At 60.8% G+C, this 16,954-nt stretch carries 20 protein-coding genes; 8 read left to right on the top strand and 12 right to left on the bottom strand.

Features of this window, described 5'->3' with window-relative positions; all coding sequences use genetic code 11:
- Positions 1-5 precede the first annotated feature (5 nt).
- Positions 6-704, top strand: coding sequence for a phosphate regulon transcriptional regulator PhoB (gene phoB / locus RUI03_RS12065; protein ID WP_317287718.1), 699 nt, complete (start codon positions 6-8; stop codon positions 702-704).
- Here the strand turns inward: phoB and RUI03_RS12060 are convergent, their stop codons facing one another.
- From RUI03_RS12060 to metZ, 3 genes are read right to left on the bottom strand one after another with little or no spacing between them, the layout of a single operon-like run.
- On the bottom strand, positions 705-2,168 hold the full coding sequence (locus RUI03_RS12060; RefSeq protein ID WP_317287717.1) for a TrkH family potassium uptake protein: 1,464 nt from the start codon (positions 2,166-2,168) through the stop codon (positions 705-707).
- Positions 2,169-2,216: 48 nt separating this feature from the next.
- Positions 2,217-2,612: a Co2+/Mg2+ efflux protein ApaG gene (apaG, locus tag RUI03_RS12055; RefSeq protein ID WP_410795947.1), complete on the bottom strand. Its 396-nt coding sequence runs from the start codon at positions 2,610-2,612 to the stop codon at positions 2,217-2,219.
- Positions 2,613-2,652: 40 nt separating this feature from the next.
- On the bottom strand, positions 2,653-3,867 hold the full coding sequence (gene metZ, locus RUI03_RS12050; protein WP_317287715.1) for an O-succinylhomoserine sulfhydrylase: 1,215 nt from the start codon (positions 3,865-3,867) through the stop codon (positions 2,653-2,655).
- 166 nt (positions 3,868-4,033) lie between these two features.
- Between metZ and RUI03_RS12045 the strand changes: the two genes are divergently transcribed.
- The 4 genes from RUI03_RS12045 (at position 4,034) to pdeM (ending at position 6,588) form a co-directional block, all read left to right on the top strand.
- Positions 4,034-5,122 (top strand): 2'-deoxycytidine 5'-triphosphate deaminase, encoded by a 1,089-nt coding sequence (locus tag RUI03_RS12045; RefSeq protein WP_317287714.1) that lies wholly within the window; start codon positions 4,034-4,036, stop codon positions 5,120-5,122.
- A 67-nt stretch (positions 5,123-5,189) separates the two neighbouring features.
- Complete coding sequence (locus RUI03_RS12040) at positions 5,190-5,399, top strand: hypothetical protein (protein ID WP_317287713.1); 210 nt, start codon at positions 5,190-5,192, stop codon at positions 5,397-5,399.
- A 3-nt stretch (positions 5,400-5,402) separates the two neighbouring features.
- Positions 5,403-5,759 carry a YbjQ family protein gene (locus RUI03_RS12035; RefSeq protein WP_317287712.1) on the top strand — a complete coding sequence of 119 codons (357 nt, stop codon included), beginning with the start codon at positions 5,403-5,405 and terminating at the stop codon, positions 5,757-5,759.
- Positions 5,760-5,847: 88 nt separating this feature from the next.
- The gene (gene pdeM, locus RUI03_RS12030; protein ID WP_317287711.1) at positions 5,848-6,588 is read left to right on the top strand and encodes a ligase-associated DNA damage response endonuclease PdeM; all 741 of its coding nucleotides are present in this window, start codon (positions 5,848-5,850) and stop codon (positions 6,586-6,588) included.
- A gap of 5 nt (positions 6,589-6,593) precedes the next feature.
- Here the strand turns inward: pdeM and RUI03_RS12025 are convergent, their stop codons facing one another.
- Together RUI03_RS12025 and gloB are read right to left on the bottom strand one after the other, a co-directional pair.
- The gene (locus RUI03_RS12025) at positions 6,594-7,076 is read right to left on the bottom strand and encodes a DUF3429 domain-containing protein (protein ID WP_317287710.1); all 483 of its coding nucleotides are present in this window, start codon (positions 7,074-7,076) and stop codon (positions 6,594-6,596) included.
- A gap of 61 nt (positions 7,077-7,137) precedes the next feature.
- Entirely contained in the window at positions 7,138-7,920 is a 783-nt protein-coding gene (gloB, locus tag RUI03_RS12020; RefSeq protein ID WP_410795872.1) for a hydroxyacylglutathione hydrolase, read from the bottom strand.
- Between the two features lie 60 nt (positions 7,921-7,980).
- On the opposite strand from gloB, the gene RUI03_RS12015 reads away from it, so the two are divergent.
- Positions 7,981-8,817: a class I SAM-dependent methyltransferase gene (locus tag RUI03_RS12015; RefSeq protein WP_317287708.1), complete on the top strand. Its 837-nt coding sequence runs from the start codon at positions 7,981-7,983 to the stop codon at positions 8,815-8,817.
- On the opposite strand, the gene metW is transcribed toward RUI03_RS12015, so the two are convergent.
- On the bottom strand, positions 8,724-9,332 hold the full coding sequence (gene metW, locus RUI03_RS12010; protein ID WP_317287707.1) for a methionine biosynthesis protein MetW: 609 nt from the start codon (positions 9,330-9,332) through the stop codon (positions 8,724-8,726). The two genes, RUI03_RS12015 and metW, sit on opposite strands and share 94 nt — an antisense overlap.
- A complete protein-coding gene (locus RUI03_RS12005; RefSeq protein ID WP_317287706.1) occupies positions 9,329-10,420 on the bottom strand; it encodes a homoserine O-acetyltransferase MetX in 1,092 nt (363 codons plus the stop codon). Before RUI03_RS12005 ends, metW begins: the two co-directional genes overlap by 4 nt.
- 252 nt (positions 10,421-10,672) lie before the next feature.
- On the opposite strand from RUI03_RS12005, the gene RUI03_RS12000 reads away from it, so the two are divergent.
- Positions 10,673-11,356, top strand: a complete 684-nt coding sequence (locus RUI03_RS12000) for a DUF4328 domain-containing protein (RefSeq protein ID WP_317287705.1) — start codon at positions 10,673-10,675, stop codon at positions 11,354-11,356.
- Positions 11,322-12,428: a histidinol-phosphate transaminase gene (gene hisC, locus RUI03_RS11995; protein WP_317287704.1), complete on the top strand. Its 1,107-nt coding sequence runs from the start codon at positions 11,322-11,324 to the stop codon at positions 12,426-12,428. Before RUI03_RS12000 ends, hisC begins: the two co-directional genes overlap by 35 nt.
- A 5-nt stretch (positions 12,429-12,433) precedes the next feature.
- Here the strand turns inward: hisC and RUI03_RS11990 are convergent, their stop codons facing one another.
- The 5 genes from RUI03_RS11990 to RUI03_RS11970 all read right to left on the bottom strand — a co-directional run bounded on the left by RUI03_RS11990 (position 12,434) and on the right by RUI03_RS11970 (position 16,953).
- A complete protein-coding gene (locus RUI03_RS11990; protein ID WP_317287703.1) occupies positions 12,434-13,378 on the bottom strand; it encodes a DUF2125 domain-containing protein in 945 nt (314 codons plus the stop codon).
- The gene (locus tag RUI03_RS11985; protein ID WP_317287702.1) at positions 13,375-14,139 is read right to left on the bottom strand and encodes a lysophospholipid acyltransferase family protein; all 765 of its coding nucleotides are present in this window, start codon (positions 14,137-14,139) and stop codon (positions 13,375-13,377) included. The genes RUI03_RS11990 and RUI03_RS11985 overlap by 4 nt, the downstream gene beginning before the upstream one ends.
- A 3-nt stretch (positions 14,140-14,142) precedes the next feature.
- Positions 14,143-14,739, bottom strand: a complete 597-nt coding sequence (locus RUI03_RS11980) for a YdcF family protein (protein WP_317287701.1) — start codon at positions 14,737-14,739, stop codon at positions 14,143-14,145.
- Positions 14,740-14,814: 75 nt separating this feature from the next.
- Positions 14,815-16,368 carry an amidophosphoribosyltransferase gene (gene purF, locus RUI03_RS11975; protein ID WP_317287700.1) on the bottom strand — a complete coding sequence of 518 codons (1,554 nt, stop codon included), beginning with the start codon at positions 16,366-16,368 and terminating at the stop codon, positions 14,815-14,817.
- Between the two features lie 66 nt (positions 16,369-16,434).
- A complete protein-coding gene (locus tag RUI03_RS11970; RefSeq protein WP_317287699.1) occupies positions 16,435-16,953 on the bottom strand; it encodes a CvpA family protein in 519 nt (172 codons plus the stop codon).
- Position 16,954 lies beyond the last annotated feature (1 nt).

The raw sequence follows: 16,954 nt of genomic DNA, 5'->3' as shown, positions 1-16,954 counted from the left end.
CAATAATGAGCTCTACCCGTATTCTGATCGTCGAGGACGAAGAGGCCCTGTCCACCATCCTCGAATACAATCTGAAGAAGGAAGGGTATGAGACCGTCCTTGCCGTCAACGGGGACGACGCGCTTCTGAAGGTCGAGGAGGAAATGCCCGATCTCGTCCTTCTGGACTGGATGCTTCCCAATGTCTCCGGCATCGAAGTGTGCCGTCGCCTGCGGACCCGCAACGAGACAAAGAATATCCCCATCATCATGATGACGGCCCGCGCCGAAGAGGCCGACAAGGTCCGCGGGCTTGATACGGGCGCTGACGATTATCTGGTCAAGCCGGTCTCCCATGTGGAACTGGTGGCGCGCATCAAGGCAGTGCTGCGGCGGATCCGGCCGGGCCTCGCCGAGGAAGCGGTGGTGTTCGGCGATATTGAAATGGACCGCAGTGCCCATCGGGTAAAACGCGGTCAGGTCGAAATTCATCTGGGGCCGACAGAGTTTCGCCTGCTCGACCACCTGATGCAGAACCCCGGGCGCGTATTCTCCCGCGAGCAGCTGCTCAACGCGGTCTGGGGCTCTGATGTCTTTGTCGAGGCACGCACTGTCGATGTGCATATTGGTCGACTGCGCAAGGCACTGACCAAGAATGGCGAGGTCAATCCGATCCGCACGGTCCGGTCTGCAGGCTACGCGCTTGAACTGACGGACAAGGACTGATCAACGCCGCCAGAACCCTGGCAGCATCAGGACCAGCACCGTGAACAGTTCAAGCCTGCCGAGTAGCATCGTCATGCTCAAGACCCATTTTGCGGCGTCGGGAAGCGCTTTGTAGTTCCCGGCGGGTCCGACAATATCGCCGAGGCCCGGCCCGACATTCGCGATGGCGGAGCCCGCTGCGGACATCGCGGTGACGGTATCAAGCCCGAGACAGGCGAGAATGACAGCGCAGGTCGCGAACAGCGCAAAGTAGACAAAGAAAAAGCTGAGCACGGACAGAAAGACTTCGTCCGAAATCGGCCGCCCATTGTAGCGGGCGATGGTCACGCGGTGCGGGTGCGCCAGACGCCGACCGTGCAGGGCGAGGGCGGCAAATGCCACCTGCAGGCGAAAGATCTTCAGGCCGCATGACGTCGATCCGGCGCAGCCCCCCACAAACATGATGCAGAAAAAGAAGCCGACGGCGAACGGCCCCCATTGGCCGTAATCCGTGGTGGCATAACCGGTGCCCGTGACGATCGAGACCACATTGAAGACGGCCAGCCGGAAGGCGGTGAACAGATCAAACTCGAAGAGTGAAACGATCCGGAGGGTGATGATCGCCGTAAAAATCGAGACAGCGACAAAGAAAAAGCGGACCTGGCTGTCGCTGACGCTGGCATTGAAACTGCCGCGCAGGGCGAGGAGATACATGCCGAAGGGCAGTGCGCCGACACACATGAAAGCAGTTGCCACAAGGTCGATCGGGCCGCGCACATTGGGGTCGTTCAGAAAGTGACCAAAGGAGGCGTCCTTGGTCGAATAGCCCCCTGTCGCAATTGTGGTCATGGCGTGGTTGATGGCGTCGAACGCCGTCATGCCCATGCTCCAATAAATGATGAAGCACAGAAACGTGAATGTCACATAGAGCCAGAAAATGGCCGCGGCGATCTGCGATGCGCCGGGCAGGATCTTTTCGGACTGGTCCGAGCTCTCCAGCCGGAACAACTGCATCCCGCCGACCGACAGGAAGGGCAGGATGGCAATCGCCATGATGACCACGCCGACGCCGCCAATCCACTGCAGGATAGAGCGCCAGAGCAGGAACCCGGGGGGGCTGTCATCTAGTCCGACGACGACGGTCGCCCCCGTCGTCGTCAGGCCGGACATCGCTTCAAAGAAGGCGTCCGTATAGCCGATAGTCTTGGTGCTGAGAAACAGCGGCAGGGAGGCAGCGACGACCAGCGCCAGCCAGCTCAACGTCGTGATGAGAAAGCCCTGCCGCGTGGTGAAGGATTTGATCCGGCCCCAGGATGCCGCCGTGAGTCCGCCCCCGGTTGCACCGACGATCATCGCCGACATGCCGAATGCCTTCCAGTCCGGGTGTCCCGCAACAAGGTCAGCGGTCATCGGGATCAGCATCAGCAGGCTGAAGGCTGACAGGAAGACACCGATGACGAGAAGGACGGGACGGGCGTCAAGCATGCACGTCTCTAGCCCTGTTTGCGGACGGCGGTATCCGGCGAACCCACCTTAATTGGGTCGGTGCCAGTCATGGGGACTGTCGAGAGAAAAGGCGGGAATTTCGGCATCGAAGGTCTCCCCCTGTTCGGTTTCCATCCCATAGGTGCCGAACATCATACCGGATGGCGTCGTCAGGGGGCAGCCCGAAGTGTATTCGTAGATCTCTCCGGGGCGCAGAACCGGCTGCTCGCCAATCACGCCGTCGCCGGTCACGATGACGGTCCGGCCCGACGCATCGGTGATGTGCCAGCGCCGGTTCAGCAGCTGGACGACCTGTTCTGAATCATTGTCGATGCGGACAGTATAGGCCCAGACATAATGGTCGTCGGACGGATCCGATTCCTCTTCGAGGTAATCGGGTTCAACCGTGATGCGGATACCCCGCGTCACGGTTTCGTAGACCATATCGTCACGCCCCACTGCCATGAACAGACTCATACGCACTTCATCGGACCGACGCCAATGCCCCGTTAAGATCGGTCATGAGATCAGCCGTGTCCTCAAGCCCGATGGAGACGCGCACCATGCCGGGCGTGATGCCCTGTTCACGGCGAGCTTCTTCGGTCAGGCGGTGATGCGTCGTTGTCCGGTTGTGGGTCGCGAGTGATTTTGCGTCGCCCAGATTGTTGGAGACGTCGATCAGCTCAAGTGCCCGCAGGAACTGGAATGCCCGGTCTTGTGCGGTTTCGTCATCGCCAGCAAAATCAAGCGTGACGACGGTGCCGCCGCCCTCCATCTGGCGCTTGGCAATGTCCACCTGTTTGTGGTCATGCCGAAACGGATACAGCACCCGGGCCAGCGGATGACCGATATGGGGGCTCAGCGCTTCGGCGACCTCGAGCGCGTTCTGCGCCATGGCGCGGACACGCAGGTCCAGCGTTTCAAGAGACTTCAGCAGTACCCAGGCGTTGAACGGGCTGAGAGAGGGCCCGGTGTTGCGCATGAAGGGACGCAGGAATTCATCGCGCCACTCGACATCATTGCCAAGAATGGCCCCGCCCATGACGCGGCCCTGGCCGTCCATGTGCTTGGTGGCGGAATAGACGACGAGATCGGCGCCGAGCTCGAAAGGATGCTGAAGGATTGGCGTCGCAAAGACATTGTCGACCAGCAGTTTGGCGCCGCAATTATGGGCAATGTCGGCGATCGCCTGAACGTCCATCACCTCAAGGCCCGGATTAGAGGGCGTCTCAAGGAAAAACAGCTTCGTTTCCGGCCGGACGGCGCGCTTCCACGCGTCCAGGTCGGTGCCGTCGATGAAGTCCGCTTCAATATTGAAGCGGGAGCACAGATCGTCCGCCACATAACGGCAGGAACCGAACAGCGCCCGGCTCGACACAATATGATCACCCGGTTTCAGGTGGCACATAAAGACTGAACTAACGGCCGCCATGCCCGTGGCTGCGGCCATGCACCATTCGGCGCCTTCGATGGCGGCAAGACGGTTCTCGAACATCTCCACGGTCGGGTTGGAAAAGCGGGAGTAAATATATCCCTTGTCCTCACCGGCGAAACGCGCGGCTGCCTGATCGGGGCTGTCATAGGCATAGCCTGATGTCAGGAAGAGCCCTTCGGAGGTTTCCTGGAAGGCGCGATTGGTGCCGGCACGCACGGCATTGGTGCGCGGACCCCATTTTTTGGTATCGGATCGTTCTGTCATGACCTGTGTTCTCTACGTGGTCAGCGCACGCCAGGGACATATCGCCTTGACGGGCAGCGCTCCGGCCTTTTAGCGGATGGTCTTTCACTGTCCGGGGGTCCGCCGCAAGCCGGCCGGCCCAAACCCGGGCCCCGGGACAGTGCGCCGTAAGACCCAAAGGAGGGGCATGTCAACGCGAAGCTTTGCTGACGGTGTGTTCACCGCCGCCGACCTGCGATCCGCCATGAACGCCGGATTGTTGCACCTTGGCGCCAGCCCGACCGCCTCTCAGGTCCAGCCTGCCAGTCTTGATCTGACGCTGGGCGACGCGGCGTGGCGCGTGCGCGCCGCCTTCCTGCCCGGTGCGAAACGCACGGTGGAAGAGCGGCTGGCCGATGGCCTCGCGCTGCACCGGCTCGACCTGCGTGATGGGGCGGTGCTGGAAAAGGGCTGCGTCTACCTAGTGCGCCTGCGCGAAAGCCTCGCCTTGTCGCCGGACCTTCTTGCACGGGCCAATCCGAAAAGCTCGACCGGGCGGATCGATGTGTTCGTGCGCCTCGTCACCGATCGCGGCGTCGCCTATGATAGCGTACCAGCAGGTTATAAAGGCCCGCTCTACGCGGAAATCAGCCCACGGACATTCTCCATCCTTGTGTGCGAGGGGTCATCCCTGAACCAGCTGCGCCTGCGCAAGGGCCATGCTGTCCTTAGCGATGATGATTTGCGCGCGCGCCAGTCACGCGGGGAGTTGGTCTCCGGCAAGGGATGGTCCATCGGCGGTGGTCTCTGCCTGTCTGTGGATCTGGGCGACAGTTTCGGCCCCGTCGTTGGGTATCGGGCCCGTCGTCATTCGGCGCTGATCGATGTGGACAGGATCGCCGGCCTCAACCCGGATGACTATTGGGAGCCCATTCCGCGCCCCGCATCGGGTTTCATGATTCTGGACCCGGATGAATTCTATATTCTCGCCAGTCAGGAAGAGCTGAAGATCCCCAGCGATCTGGCAGCCGAGATGCTGCCCATCGATACCGATCTGGGGGCCTTCCGTGTGCACTATGCCGGCTTCTTCGATCCCGGTTTCGGGGTGGAACAGGGCAGCCGCGCGGTTCTTGAGATCCGGGGCTATGATGCGCCCTTTGTGCTGGAACACGGACAGACCGTCGCGCGGCTCGTCTATGAACAGCTCACCGGCCCGCCCGATGTCGGCTATGGTGCCGGGCTCGCCTCGAACTATCAGGGGCAGGGGTTGCGGTTGAGCAAGCATTTCAGGATGTGACGGTTCTTCAGCCTTGCGACATCTTCTTCTCATTCCTACATTCAAATTAAAAGGGAGGAGGGAGACGATGTCTCTTGGTAATATTGCCCTTGGCGGCGTGATCATCGTGACGTTGGTCTATGTCGGCATTCTGGTCGGGGGCATGATCGCGTTGTTTCCCTATGGCCTGATCGGCCTGGCAGCCCTTCTGTTTGTCGGTTTCCTCCTGTGGGGCGTTCTCCGGCAAAAGCTGAGCGACCCTGAAAACCGTCATTACGAAGACAATATCTCGAAGTAAGCCATGATCGTCACGACCACAGAAACTGTTGGGGGCCGGACCATTTCAGAGTCACTCGGCGTGTGCCGGGGCAATGTCATCCGCGCCCGTCACGTGGGCAACGATATCGTTGCAGGCTTGCGAAACATCGTCGGCGGCGAGGTGAATGAGTACACCAAGCTGATGGCCGAGGCGCGCCAGCAGGCCTATGATCGGATGCTCGCCCACGCCGAACAGATGGGCGCGGATGCGGTGGTCGGCATGCGGTTCACGACCTCCACGATCACGCAGGGCGCGGCGGAGATTCTCGCGTTCGGGACTGCCGTCAAACTGGCCGCCCCAGCGGCTGCGGACGATGTCAGTTACATGAAGCGCGGCTGATCGCAGCGCGCTGCGGTACTGGCGCGACATTGCGCCGTGTGCAAAAGACACGTCTTCCTATTTTGTTCTCATCGCGTTAGGGAGGGGCATGTCCGCTTCCGCCCGTCAATCTGTGCCCCTTGCGCCCACCCACCTGGCCGGACAGCCCGTGGTCATGGATGCCGCCGGGGCGCTGTGGTTGCCCCAGCATGAGATGCTGATCGTCTCTGATCTGCATTTCGAGAAGGGCTCCCACTACGCCAAGCGGGGCCTTTTTCTTCCGCCTTACGATACCCGCGCCACGCTGACGGCGCTTGAGCAATTGTGCCGCATCTACCGTCCTCGGACGATCCTGTCGCTGGGCGACGCGTTTCATGATCCTGAGGCAGAAGAGCGGATGGACGATGCCGACGCTGCGCGTCTTGATGCCCTGTGCCGGTCCGTCGACTGGATCTGGGTGTTGGGCAATCACGACCCGTATCCGCCCAAACGGTTCTGCGGCGCCGTGCATTCGACCGTGGAGATCCACGGTCTGACCTTTGCGCATGAGCCATGGGAGGTGCCCGAGTGGAATCTGGCGGGGCACCTTCACCCCTGCGCCATCGCCGTGCGGGACGGGCATGGGGTGCGCCGGGCCTGTTTCGTCTCCGACGACACGCGGATGATCCTACCGTCATTCGGCGCCTATACCGGCGGCCTCAATGTGATGGACACGGCCTTTCGCGCGGTGTTCTCGCGTGCCTTTCAGGTGCATCTGCTGGGCAAGGACCGTGTCTACAGGGTGCCGCACGAGGCGCTGCGTCCGGACGGTCGTGGCCGTTATGTCGGCCGACTGCCGCGCAAGGGCTGACCGCCTCAGTAGTTCAGGCCCAGCATGATCAGGATGATCAGGCCCGCCACCATCATGGTCAGGCGAAACCGCAGGCCGGAATACCAATGATCCCAGTCCCGCGCCGATACCTCATGCACGAACAGGCCGATAAAGGATGCCAGCAGGATCAGGTATCGCACCGAATAGGTCGGGTCATAGCCGGGAATGACATCGCGGGGCAGCACGGCCAGCCATGCAATCAGGGCCGCGACGATAGCAGGGGTCAGCTTGTCGGAATCACCCGTCGCGATACCGGCGCCCCACCGGGCGCCCGCCATGAAACTCAGGATGATCGCCCCATAGATCAGCGTGGCGTAAACGAAACCGTTGACGAGCCAAGAGAGCGATGGCGGCTGGAGCCAGATCAACAGACCTGCTGCCGCAAACGGAATCAGCCCGGCATAGCCAAGGGCGGTGGCGCGTGATTCAAGGTCCGGCTTGCGCCGGGTTTCGCCAACTTCAATCATGATCGGTTTCTCCGCTCCTGCGCCTGTTCATATAGCACGGTTAACAGCCGGAGGCGACGGGTCAGAAGCGGTCCTTGCGACCGCGGATCTCTGCAAAAACCGATGCCGGGTCCGCGTCGGCAACGCCCAGGTTGGCGGCGAGGACCGCGTCATCAGCGCGCAGGAAGGGGTTCTCCCGACATTCATCGGCGAGGATCATCGGAACAGTGGGCTGGCCGTCTGAGCGCAATTCTGCAATCCGCTCGCCGCGCGCCTGCAGGGCGGCATTGTTGGGGTCGATCGAGGCGGCAAACTGATAATTGGCGGCCGTGTATTCATGGGCGCAGTAGATCGTGGTCTGCGGCGCCCAGTTGCGGATTTTCTGCAGCGAGGCCCACATCTGTGCGGCTGTGCCCTCGAACAGTCGACCGCATCCCAGACTGAACAGCGTATCGCCGACAAAGGCGACGTCTTCATCACCGAACAGATAGACGATGTGTCCCAGCGTGTGACCGGGGGTTTCAACGACACGCGCCTTGCGCTCTCCCAGGGTCACGATATCGCCTTCCGACACCAGTCGGTCGGCGCCGGGGATTTTGTCGGCTTCGCCTTCGGGACCGATGATGGTCGCCCCATAGCGCGCCTTGAGGGTCTCGTTGCCGCCCACATGGTCGGGGTGCCAGTGGGTATTGAGGATGTAATCCAGCCCCCATCCCAGCTCGTCCAGGGCCGCGACAAGCGGGCCCACCTCCGGCGTATCAATGGCGGCAACCGTCCCGGTTGCTTCATCCCGCAGCAGATAACCGTAATTATCGTGCAGACAGGGCACTTGTTTCACCGAAAGGTGTCCATGTCGGTAGATCATGTCCTATATGTTGGCGGAGCCCCCCTGAAAATTCAACGGGATGAAAGGTGCGACCCCGACTTGCGACAAGCCGCTTCAGATCTGGAAGAGTTCTACGCCAGCCCGCTGGGTGCGCTGGTGGCGGGGGTCGTGACCGACAAGCTGGTGCAGGCATGGGGTACGGCGGACCGGCTGCGCGTTGCCGGTTATGGCTATGCCCAGCCGTTTCTGGGCGGCTTTACGGGCACGGAGCGAAAGTTTGCGCTGGTCCCGGAAGGTACGGGAGTGCGGGCTGGGGGCGACATCCCCGCCTGTCTGGTGCATGAACATTGCTGGCCATTACCCGACGCCTCGCTCGACCGCTTGTTTATCATCCACGGCCTTGAAGAGGGGCCGGACCCCCGCCGACTGCTGCGGGAGGCTTGGCGTGTGCTGAGCAATGATGGTCTTCTCATCATGGCCGCCACCAACCGACGCGGCCTTTGGTCAATGACTGAAAGCACGCCTTTTGCGGCGGGTCGGCCCTTCTCCCGCCGGCAGCTGGATACGCTTCTGACCGAAGGGATGTTCGCCCCGACGGCGCACGCCACATCGCTTCATTTCCCGCCCTTCAAGCAGGTCTCGCTTCTACCCCTGGCTCGGACATGGGAACGGCTGGGTGAGCATATTGAAGGCTGGCGACTGCCCATGCTGCTGCCGAACCTAGCCGGGCTCAATCTGGTCGAGGCGCGCAAGTCGACGGCCGTGCCGATTTCCGGCACCAAGGCAGAGGCGTTCCGTCCTGGCATGCTGGTACCGTCGGGCCTCAGGCCCGCCTCACCGATTCAGGGGCGTGACAGCACGAAAAGGGCGGCCTCAGCGCGCCAGTTGGGCCAGAACGGTGCAGACGGATCAAAGCGCTTGGGCGACGCGCCCTGATTGAGGCGATAGGCTTCTCGCACCTGCATCTCGAAATTGTCGGTGAGATACAGAAAATCCTTGATCGTACACAGATGGATATTCTCCGTCGCATACCACGGTGTGGGCAGTTCCCGCGACATCGGCATGGTACCGTGCAGCGCAAGGTGGGCGCGAACCCGCCAGTGTCCAAAATTGGGGAAGCTGACAATCACGTTTCGACCGACCCTGACGGCGCCGGAAATGGCTCGCTCAGGGTGACGCAGTGTCTGCACCGAATTGGACAGGATGACTGTGTCGAATGCCTCATCGGGATAGTCGCGAAGGTCCGTGTCCGCATCGCCCTGCACGACGGACAGCCCGTCTGCGACGGCGCGGCTGACATCTGCAGGGTCGATTTCAAGACCATAGCCGCGGACGCCTCGCCGTTCGCGCAGAATTTTCAAAAGGGATCCGTCGCCGCAACCAATGTCGAGGGCGGTCGACCGTTCAGGAACCAGCGACGCAATGAGGGAGAGATCCTGACGAATATTCACAGGCCGGCCTCCGCCACCGTTGAGTGGACGAAGCCGCGCAGCACGCGCTCGAAAGCGGGCTCATCCAGCAAAAAGGCGTCGTGGCCCTTGTCACTCTCAATTTCCACATAGGATACGGCCGCACTCGCACCGTGCAGGGCACGGACAATACGCCGGCTTTCACTCTTGGGGTACAGCCAGTCGGACGAGAAGGAGGTCAGCAGGAACCGTGTCTGCGTGCCCTTGAACCGTTGGGCCAGTTCGGCATCGGTGCCCAGATCGAAATAGTCCGTCGCCCGCGTAATATAAAGATAGGCATTGGCGTCAAAGCGATCGACAAACGCGGCGCCCTGATGACGCAGGTAGCTCTCAACCTGAAAATCTGCATCGAAACCGAATGTCGGAGCGGCGCGGTCCTGCAGGCTGCGGCCGAATTTTTGGTCCAGCGCCAGCTCTGAGAGATAAGTGACATGGGCGGCCATGCGCGCCACGGCGAGGCCTTTGCGCGGCAATTGCCCGGTGCCGTGATAGGCGCCGCCCTGCCAGGCAGGATCTGCCATGACCGCCTGACGGCCCACCTCATGAAAGGCGATGTTCTGTGGCGTGTGGCGTGCTGCCGATGCGATGATCGCTGCGGCGCCAACGCGCTCGGGATAGGCGGCGGTCCATTGCAGCGCCTGCATCCCGCCCATGGATCCTCCGATGACTGCCAGCAATTTGTCGATGCCGAGGGCATCCAGCAGCCCGGCTTGCGAGCGGACGATATCGCCGATGGTGATGACCGGAAAATGCAGGCCGTAAGGCGCACCGGTCTGAGGGTTGGGGCTGAGTGGTCCGGTCGAGCCCATGCAGCCGCCAAGGACATTTGGGCAGATGACAAACAATTTGTCCGTATCAATGGTCAGACCGGAGCCGATCATGTTTCCCCACCACCCCGGTTTGCCGGTGACAGGATGCTCACGGGCAGCAAACTGGTCGGCGGTCAGGGGATGGCAGACGAGCACCGCATTGCTGCGATCAGCGTTCAATGTGCCATAGGTATCATAGGCGACTGTCACAGAGGCCAGATGACCGCCGCCATCAAGATGCATACCGTCGGGCAGGGTCATGAGCTGACCCTCGCCGGGTGGAAGCAAACCCTGACTGGACGCTGCCGGACGGTTCATGCCGATGCCTTTTTTCTGCGGGCGGGGAGGTGTAACGAGCCCGCGCGGATACGTGAAATTGACACTCTTGGCAAATAACGATGGAGTGTCGTTAATCGCCCCGCAGAGGATCGTTTCGCTTCCTTCACTGGTCAGGGCCAGTCATCCCGCGTGACAAAACGCAAACGACACACATCGTCGAAAAGCCCAGCTGATATGGGGTTCAGCCTGCGCCTTGCAGGTTACCCCATGCGGGTGCGGACACTGTATGAAATCATGACCGGCGCAATGCTGGTCCATCTCGTCATCCATCTGTTTCTTTTTGCGGCCGAGGTTTCAGCCTTCGTGACGACGCGCGGCCAGTTGGGACCGATCCAGGCGTTCCCGGTCGCCGCTGACATGTATGTCGCCAGCTATTTCATCTTCGGCGTCGCGGCGCTTATCGGCAGTGTCACCTGGTTCCACTGGCTCGATCGCTCTGTCAAAAATCTGTACGCTGACCGGATTGAAAATTTTGGCCGGACCCCGCTGCAGATTGTCATGGCCTATATGACCCCCGGCCCGAACCTTTATCGCCCGCTCAAGGACCTGAAGAGGTTGTACGGTGCCTTCGCGGCGGGGGAGGCCTTCGATGAGGTCAGAGCGCCATCCGTCCTGACAATCTGGTGGCTTGTATCGCTCGTCCAGTTGGGCTTGATGGGGGCCGAACTTCGTTTTGGGTTTTCGGTTGTCACTCTTCTGTCGGGCGCGTTCAGCATCGCAACGGCGGCACTGGGGTTGGTGGTCCTGCGCAAGATGGCGCTGGTCCAGCCCTATTGGCGGAAAGGGGGGCGGCGCGGGACCCGCATGGTTGAGAGGCCGCGTCATGACGACACCCACACCGAAACCGGGACTGCTTGAAATCAAGCCCTACACACCGGGCAAGGCCACGACGACCGCGCATCGCATCATCAAGCTGTCGTCGAATGAAAGCGCTCTGGGCGCCAGCCCCAAGGCAACGGCCGCCTATGCAGATGCTGCGGCCAAGATCGCGCGATATCCCGATGGGACATCGGCGGACTTGCGTGTCGCCATCGGCGAAATCCACGATCTGGATCCAGCGCGGCTGATTGTCGGGGCCGGGTCGGATGACATCATCAATCTGGTCATTCGAGCTTATGCGGCGGAGGGCGATCATATCCTCCAGACCGACTATGGCTTTTCCTATTACGCGCTGGCGGCGCAGGCCGCCTGCGTGGATACAAAATTTGTCCCGGAGACGAACTTCACCGCTGACGTGGATGCGATCCTGGACGCGGTGGAGGAGCGCACCCGTATCGTCTTCCTCGCCAATCCCAATAACCCGACCGGCACGATGCTGGGCCGTGATGAGCTGGTGCGATTGCGGGCCGGTCTGCGTGACGACATCATCCTCATCCTTGATGGGGCCTATGCTGAATATGTCGAAGATGATGACTACACGGACGGGCGTGACCTTGTTGACCAGTCCATCGACAAGGGCACTGACAATGTCATCATGATGCGGACGTTTTCAAAAATATACGGGCTTGGGGGCCTGCGGGTCGGCTGGGCCTATGCGCCGGACCGCCTGATCGATATTCTGCATCGACTGCGCAGTCCGTTCAATGTCAACGGCCCCGCCCTGAAGGCAGCTGAAGCGGCAATCAGGGATCAGGCGTTTGTTGCTCGAAATCGGGCGCATAACCGGGAAGAGCGGGCGCGGGTGGCCGGATCGCTGAGCCAGCTCGGCTTTGACGTGATCAATGGCTACGGCAATTTTCTTCTGTTTGGTCCGCGTGCGGGGCATGGTGACGATGCGCAGCAGCTGCTGTCGTTCATGGAAGCCGAGGGCATCCTGATCCGCAGCACGGCATCGAGCCATCTGCCTGATCACTTGCGGGTGTCGATCGGATCGACCGATGAAAACTCAGCCTTCCTAGAGGCGCTGCACCGTTACGCCGAGCAGGCCTAGCGGCTTCAGAACGATATTGGATCAAGCGTCCCAAGAACGATCGGTCCCATCCGCAATTGGCCGTCCCGCATGGTCAGGGGCAGCGGGATCTCGCTGTCTGCTCCACTGCCTCCTGAAAAGGCATTGATCGCCTGTTGCGCCTGTTCGGCGTCCATCAGCTCATAGGTTTTGAGAAGATCAAACAGCGCGGGCAATTCACGCGCGGTGATCGTGATGTTGCCCTCCGGCCGCTGGAGGCCGTCAAGACCGATCTGGCCCTTTGCCTTCAGGAGGGTTGGTTTGGGAATTGTCTGTGTAGAGACGGCACCTTCGACCGAATCGATGGTGATCCGACCCATCGCATCGGCCCCCTGTGTCAGCGCAAGGTTCATATAGGGCAGATCAATCATGCCCTCGGCGGTGTCGACAAATCGCGCCTGACGAACGCCAGCGACCAGCACCCAGCCCCCTTCATCATTCAGGTCCCAGTTTGCCCGAAACTCGTTGAACGTAATCACGCCTTCTTCGCCGGTTGCGGTGAAGTCGTTGGCTTCGGCGGCATAGGCCATATCAGACAGGCTGACATTGATCGCGCGAGCGTCAATGTCGTAGGACTTGCCGTCCACGACCAATTTCTGTGCTTTGCGCGGAGCGAAAATCAGCCGGGACGGGTCATAGGGCAGGGTGATGATGTTCAGGCGTTCACCGGACCATGTCCACTGTCCGGGATCTTCCCATACAAAATCATCAAGCACCGCACGCAGATTGTAGGGGTAGCCGGCAATCTTCATGCTCTCATAGGTGATCTTGCGACCCATCGATTCTTCATTGGCGATGTACGCGGCAATCTCGTCTTTCATGATACCCCGCCCGTAGACCCACAGGGCGCTATAGGCGGCGAAGAAGATGCCGAAGAGCGCGAACGGGATAATCAGATAACGGCGCTTTGCACGTCTTGGCGCATCGGTCATGAGGGAGCGTCTTCCTGATCTTGAGCGGTCATTTGCGAAGCGCGCTGGGCGATGCCGCGGGCCTCCAGCTGACGGGTACGGGTTTCGATGGCGTCGCGCGTGGCCGCCATCAGCGCGGCGCGGGGCTGGTCGGGGGATAGCGCCGGCAGGTATTCCATGGTGATGGTGCCGGGCACCTTGCGGCCGCTTGGATGCTGCCAGAACACACCGGAATTATGGGCGACAGGTACAATTGGCACACTGATGGCCTTGGCCAGGGCCGCGAGGCCAGGCTGGAAGGGCGCCGTGGTGCCGACCGGGGTGCGTGTGCCTTCGGGAAAGATGATGATGTGGCTGACGCCACGATCAATCGCCACGCGGGCATCCCGCACCATTTTTTTCAGGGCGGCGGCGCCCGCGCTACGGTCGACGAAAATAAAACCGGACCGGCGGCACCACCAGCCAAAGATCGGAATATCGCCAAGTTCCTTCTTCAGCACAAAGCAGGGCCGCGGCAGCTGCGCGCAAAGCGCCACGGTTTCCCACATCGACTGGTGATTGGCGGCGATGATGGCGGGGCCGTCAGGCAGGCGGTCGCGACCAATCGTTTCTGAATCGATGCCGCAGATAAATCTGAGGCCCTGATAGACCATGCCGTTCCAGAGCCGGGACGAGGCAAGTGTCCAGTCTCGGCGGAACAGTGTCCACCATCCAAAGAGGGCGATCAGAATCGCGCAAAGGGCCATGTACAGGTTGAAGATGATTGAGCGGACCTTGATCATGGATCAAATCAGTGTGCGTACAAAAGAAAGGAGGAACTTGATATATTCCTTGCCCAATAGCGACAGCGCGCGCGGGTTGGTCAGCCAGCCTTTTTCCGGGACAAGATCATTTTCCACCGGGACGCCAACGATCATCAGCTCGGGTGCGACGGCGCGCAGTTCCTGGGTGGCGCGGCGCAGGTGGAAATCCGACGTGACGATATAGAGCGCGGCATAGCCGTTTTTCTTGGCCCAATCGCGGGCGTCGATACCGTTGCCCACCGTGCTGCGGGCCCACGGACTGAGATCGACACAGCAGTCGAGCGTCTCAGCACTGCCCGCCATCTTGAGGTCCGATTTCGTGACCTTGGGGTGGGTGCCGGAAACTAGGACGCGGTCTCCCTTGCCCTCTTCGAACAGGGACACGGCGCGTGTGATGCGGGCCCCGCCGCCCCCGGTCAGTGCGACGATGCCGATCTGATCGGTCGTCAGGTCACCGAATGCGGCGGCCTTGCCCTCAATATTGAAATGGGACGCACGGGGCAGCGTTCCGGCAAAAACCAGAAACCCCGCGATGAATGTCGCGACACTTGCAATGGTGATCCGTGCCAGAATGTGCATGCCGGGTCCCGAAAAGCCTGATCAGACCCTAATGTGCTCGTGGTCGGAAAGCAAAAGCTTTGCGGCTCGAGGGGACTAGCTGCTTTCTTTCAGAAAGCTGAGCTGCTCGATCTGGGCCTGATGGTCCTGCATGGTCTTGTCGACAAGTGCGGTTGGGTATTCGCCGGTGAAGCAGTGGTCGGTAAAGGCCGGATACTCAGTGTGCCGGGGGCCCTTGTCCAAGGCTTCATACAGGCCCTCCAGCGAGAGGAAGCCCAAGCTGTCGGCGCCGATGAACTGACGAATCTCCTCGACCGAATGGGTCGCCGCCATCAGCTCTTCACGGGTCGGTGTATTGATCCCGTAATAGTCGGGGTAACGAATAGGTGGGCAGGCAATGCGGAAGTGAACTTCCTTGGCGCCGGCTTTGCGCAGCATCGAGGTAATGGCGGTTGAGGTTGTGCCGCGGACCAGACTGTCATCGATCAGGACAATGCGTTTGCCCTTCACGACACCGGCATTGGCGGACAATTTTCGCTCCACGCCCAGCTTGCGCATGCGCTGGGACGGCTGAATGAAGGTGCGCCCCGAATAGTGGCCCCGGATCAGCGCCATCTCGTAGGGCAGGCCCGACGCATTGGAATAGCCGATAGCCGCTGCCACACCGGAGTCCGGGATTGGCGCAACGAGGTCTGCGTCAATCGGCGTTTCAATAGCCAGACGCTCGCCCAGTTGTTTGCGGAGCTGGTAGATCGATTTGCCATCCACAAAGCTGTTGGGACGCGCAAAATAGATCAGCTCGAAAATGCAGGGGCGGGCATTGGGTGGCTTGGGGAAACAGCGGCGCGATTCCATCGTGCCATCACGACGGCAAATGACCATTTCTCCTGGCTCGACATCCCGCATGAATTCAGCGCCGATCTGGTCGAAGGCGCATGATTCCGACGCCAGAACATAGGCATTGCCCAACCGGCCGAGCACGAGGGGGCGGATGCCCACAGGATCTCGCACGCCGATCAGCGCATCGGCGGTCAGGACGAGCAGGGCATAGGCGCCTTCGACACCACCAAGACTGTCCATCACGCGATCTGCAAGGGAGAGCTTGCGCGACTGTGCCGTCAACTTCAGGAAGAGTTCGGTGTCAGAGGTCGTGTGGAAAATGCGGCCTTCGCGGATCAGCTGTGACCGCAACGTCACCGTGTTGGTCAGATTGCCATTGTGGGCGATGGCCAGGCCGCCGCGATCAAGGTCGGCGTAGAATGGCTGGATGTTTTTGACGTTCGTGCCACCGGTCGTCGAATATCGTGTGTGACCGATACCGGCACTGCCCTTCAGCGCATCCAGAACGTCTTCGGAAATAAAATGGCCGCTGACGAGGCCAGCGGCTCTATCGGAGTGAAATTTCTGGGTGGCGTGATCGAAGGTGACAATCCCGGCCGCTTCCTGCCCGCGGTGTTGAAGCGCATGGAGGCCCAGCGCAATCGTCGAAGAACTTTCCTCACTGTGGCCGATGATGCCAAATACTCCGCACTCCTCATGAAGGGCGCGGGGGAGAGGAGGCGTGTCGATCAGACGCCGTTGTTCCCGTTGAAGAAATCGCGCGCGAGCGCTCTGACGTTTGTTTTCGGTCTGACGGGAAAACTCAACCATGACTGCCTCCGACGCTGTCGCGCGCCCTTTATCAGATTGAAGCCCAAATCAAAGGCCTAATACGCACTAATTTCGTTCAGCTGTAGCGGCAGTGTCAGGCGATTCGATGACAACAGGGTCAACATCTTCGAGCCCCCAGCGTTCGAGAAGGTTGGTGGCCGGTTTGATGAGGCCGATCAGCAGCGCATTGCCGAACGGCGGCGGCAGGTCTTTTTCGCCGGCGTGGAACTGGATGACAGCGAAAAGGGCAAGGCCCATCAGGAACCAGCCGCGGACGAGACCGAACACCGCGCCAGCGATGCGATCTGGCCGGCTGGGATCCCGTCCCCAGATGCGGGCGACGACCAGCTCAAGACCGATGGATGCCACGGCAAAGCCAAGGAGAAAAAGTAGGGCGAGGGCGATCAGGGGCCCGGCCACCCCTGTGCCGAACAGGCTGCTGAAGCCGGTGCCAAACAACTGTACGGTGAAGATGCCAGCACCGATCGCGAGAAGCGTAACCGTCTCACGGGACAGGCCGCGCACCCAGGCAAACAAGACGGACAGGCCCATGGTCACAATGATGAACAGATCAAAACTGGTCATG

Source organism: Parvularcula sp. LCG005 (assembly GCF_032930845.1).
Classification (GTDB): Bacteria; Pseudomonadota; Alphaproteobacteria; order Caulobacterales; family Parvularculaceae; genus Parvularcula.
This window is presented reverse-complemented; position numbering and strand designations above follow the sequence as displayed.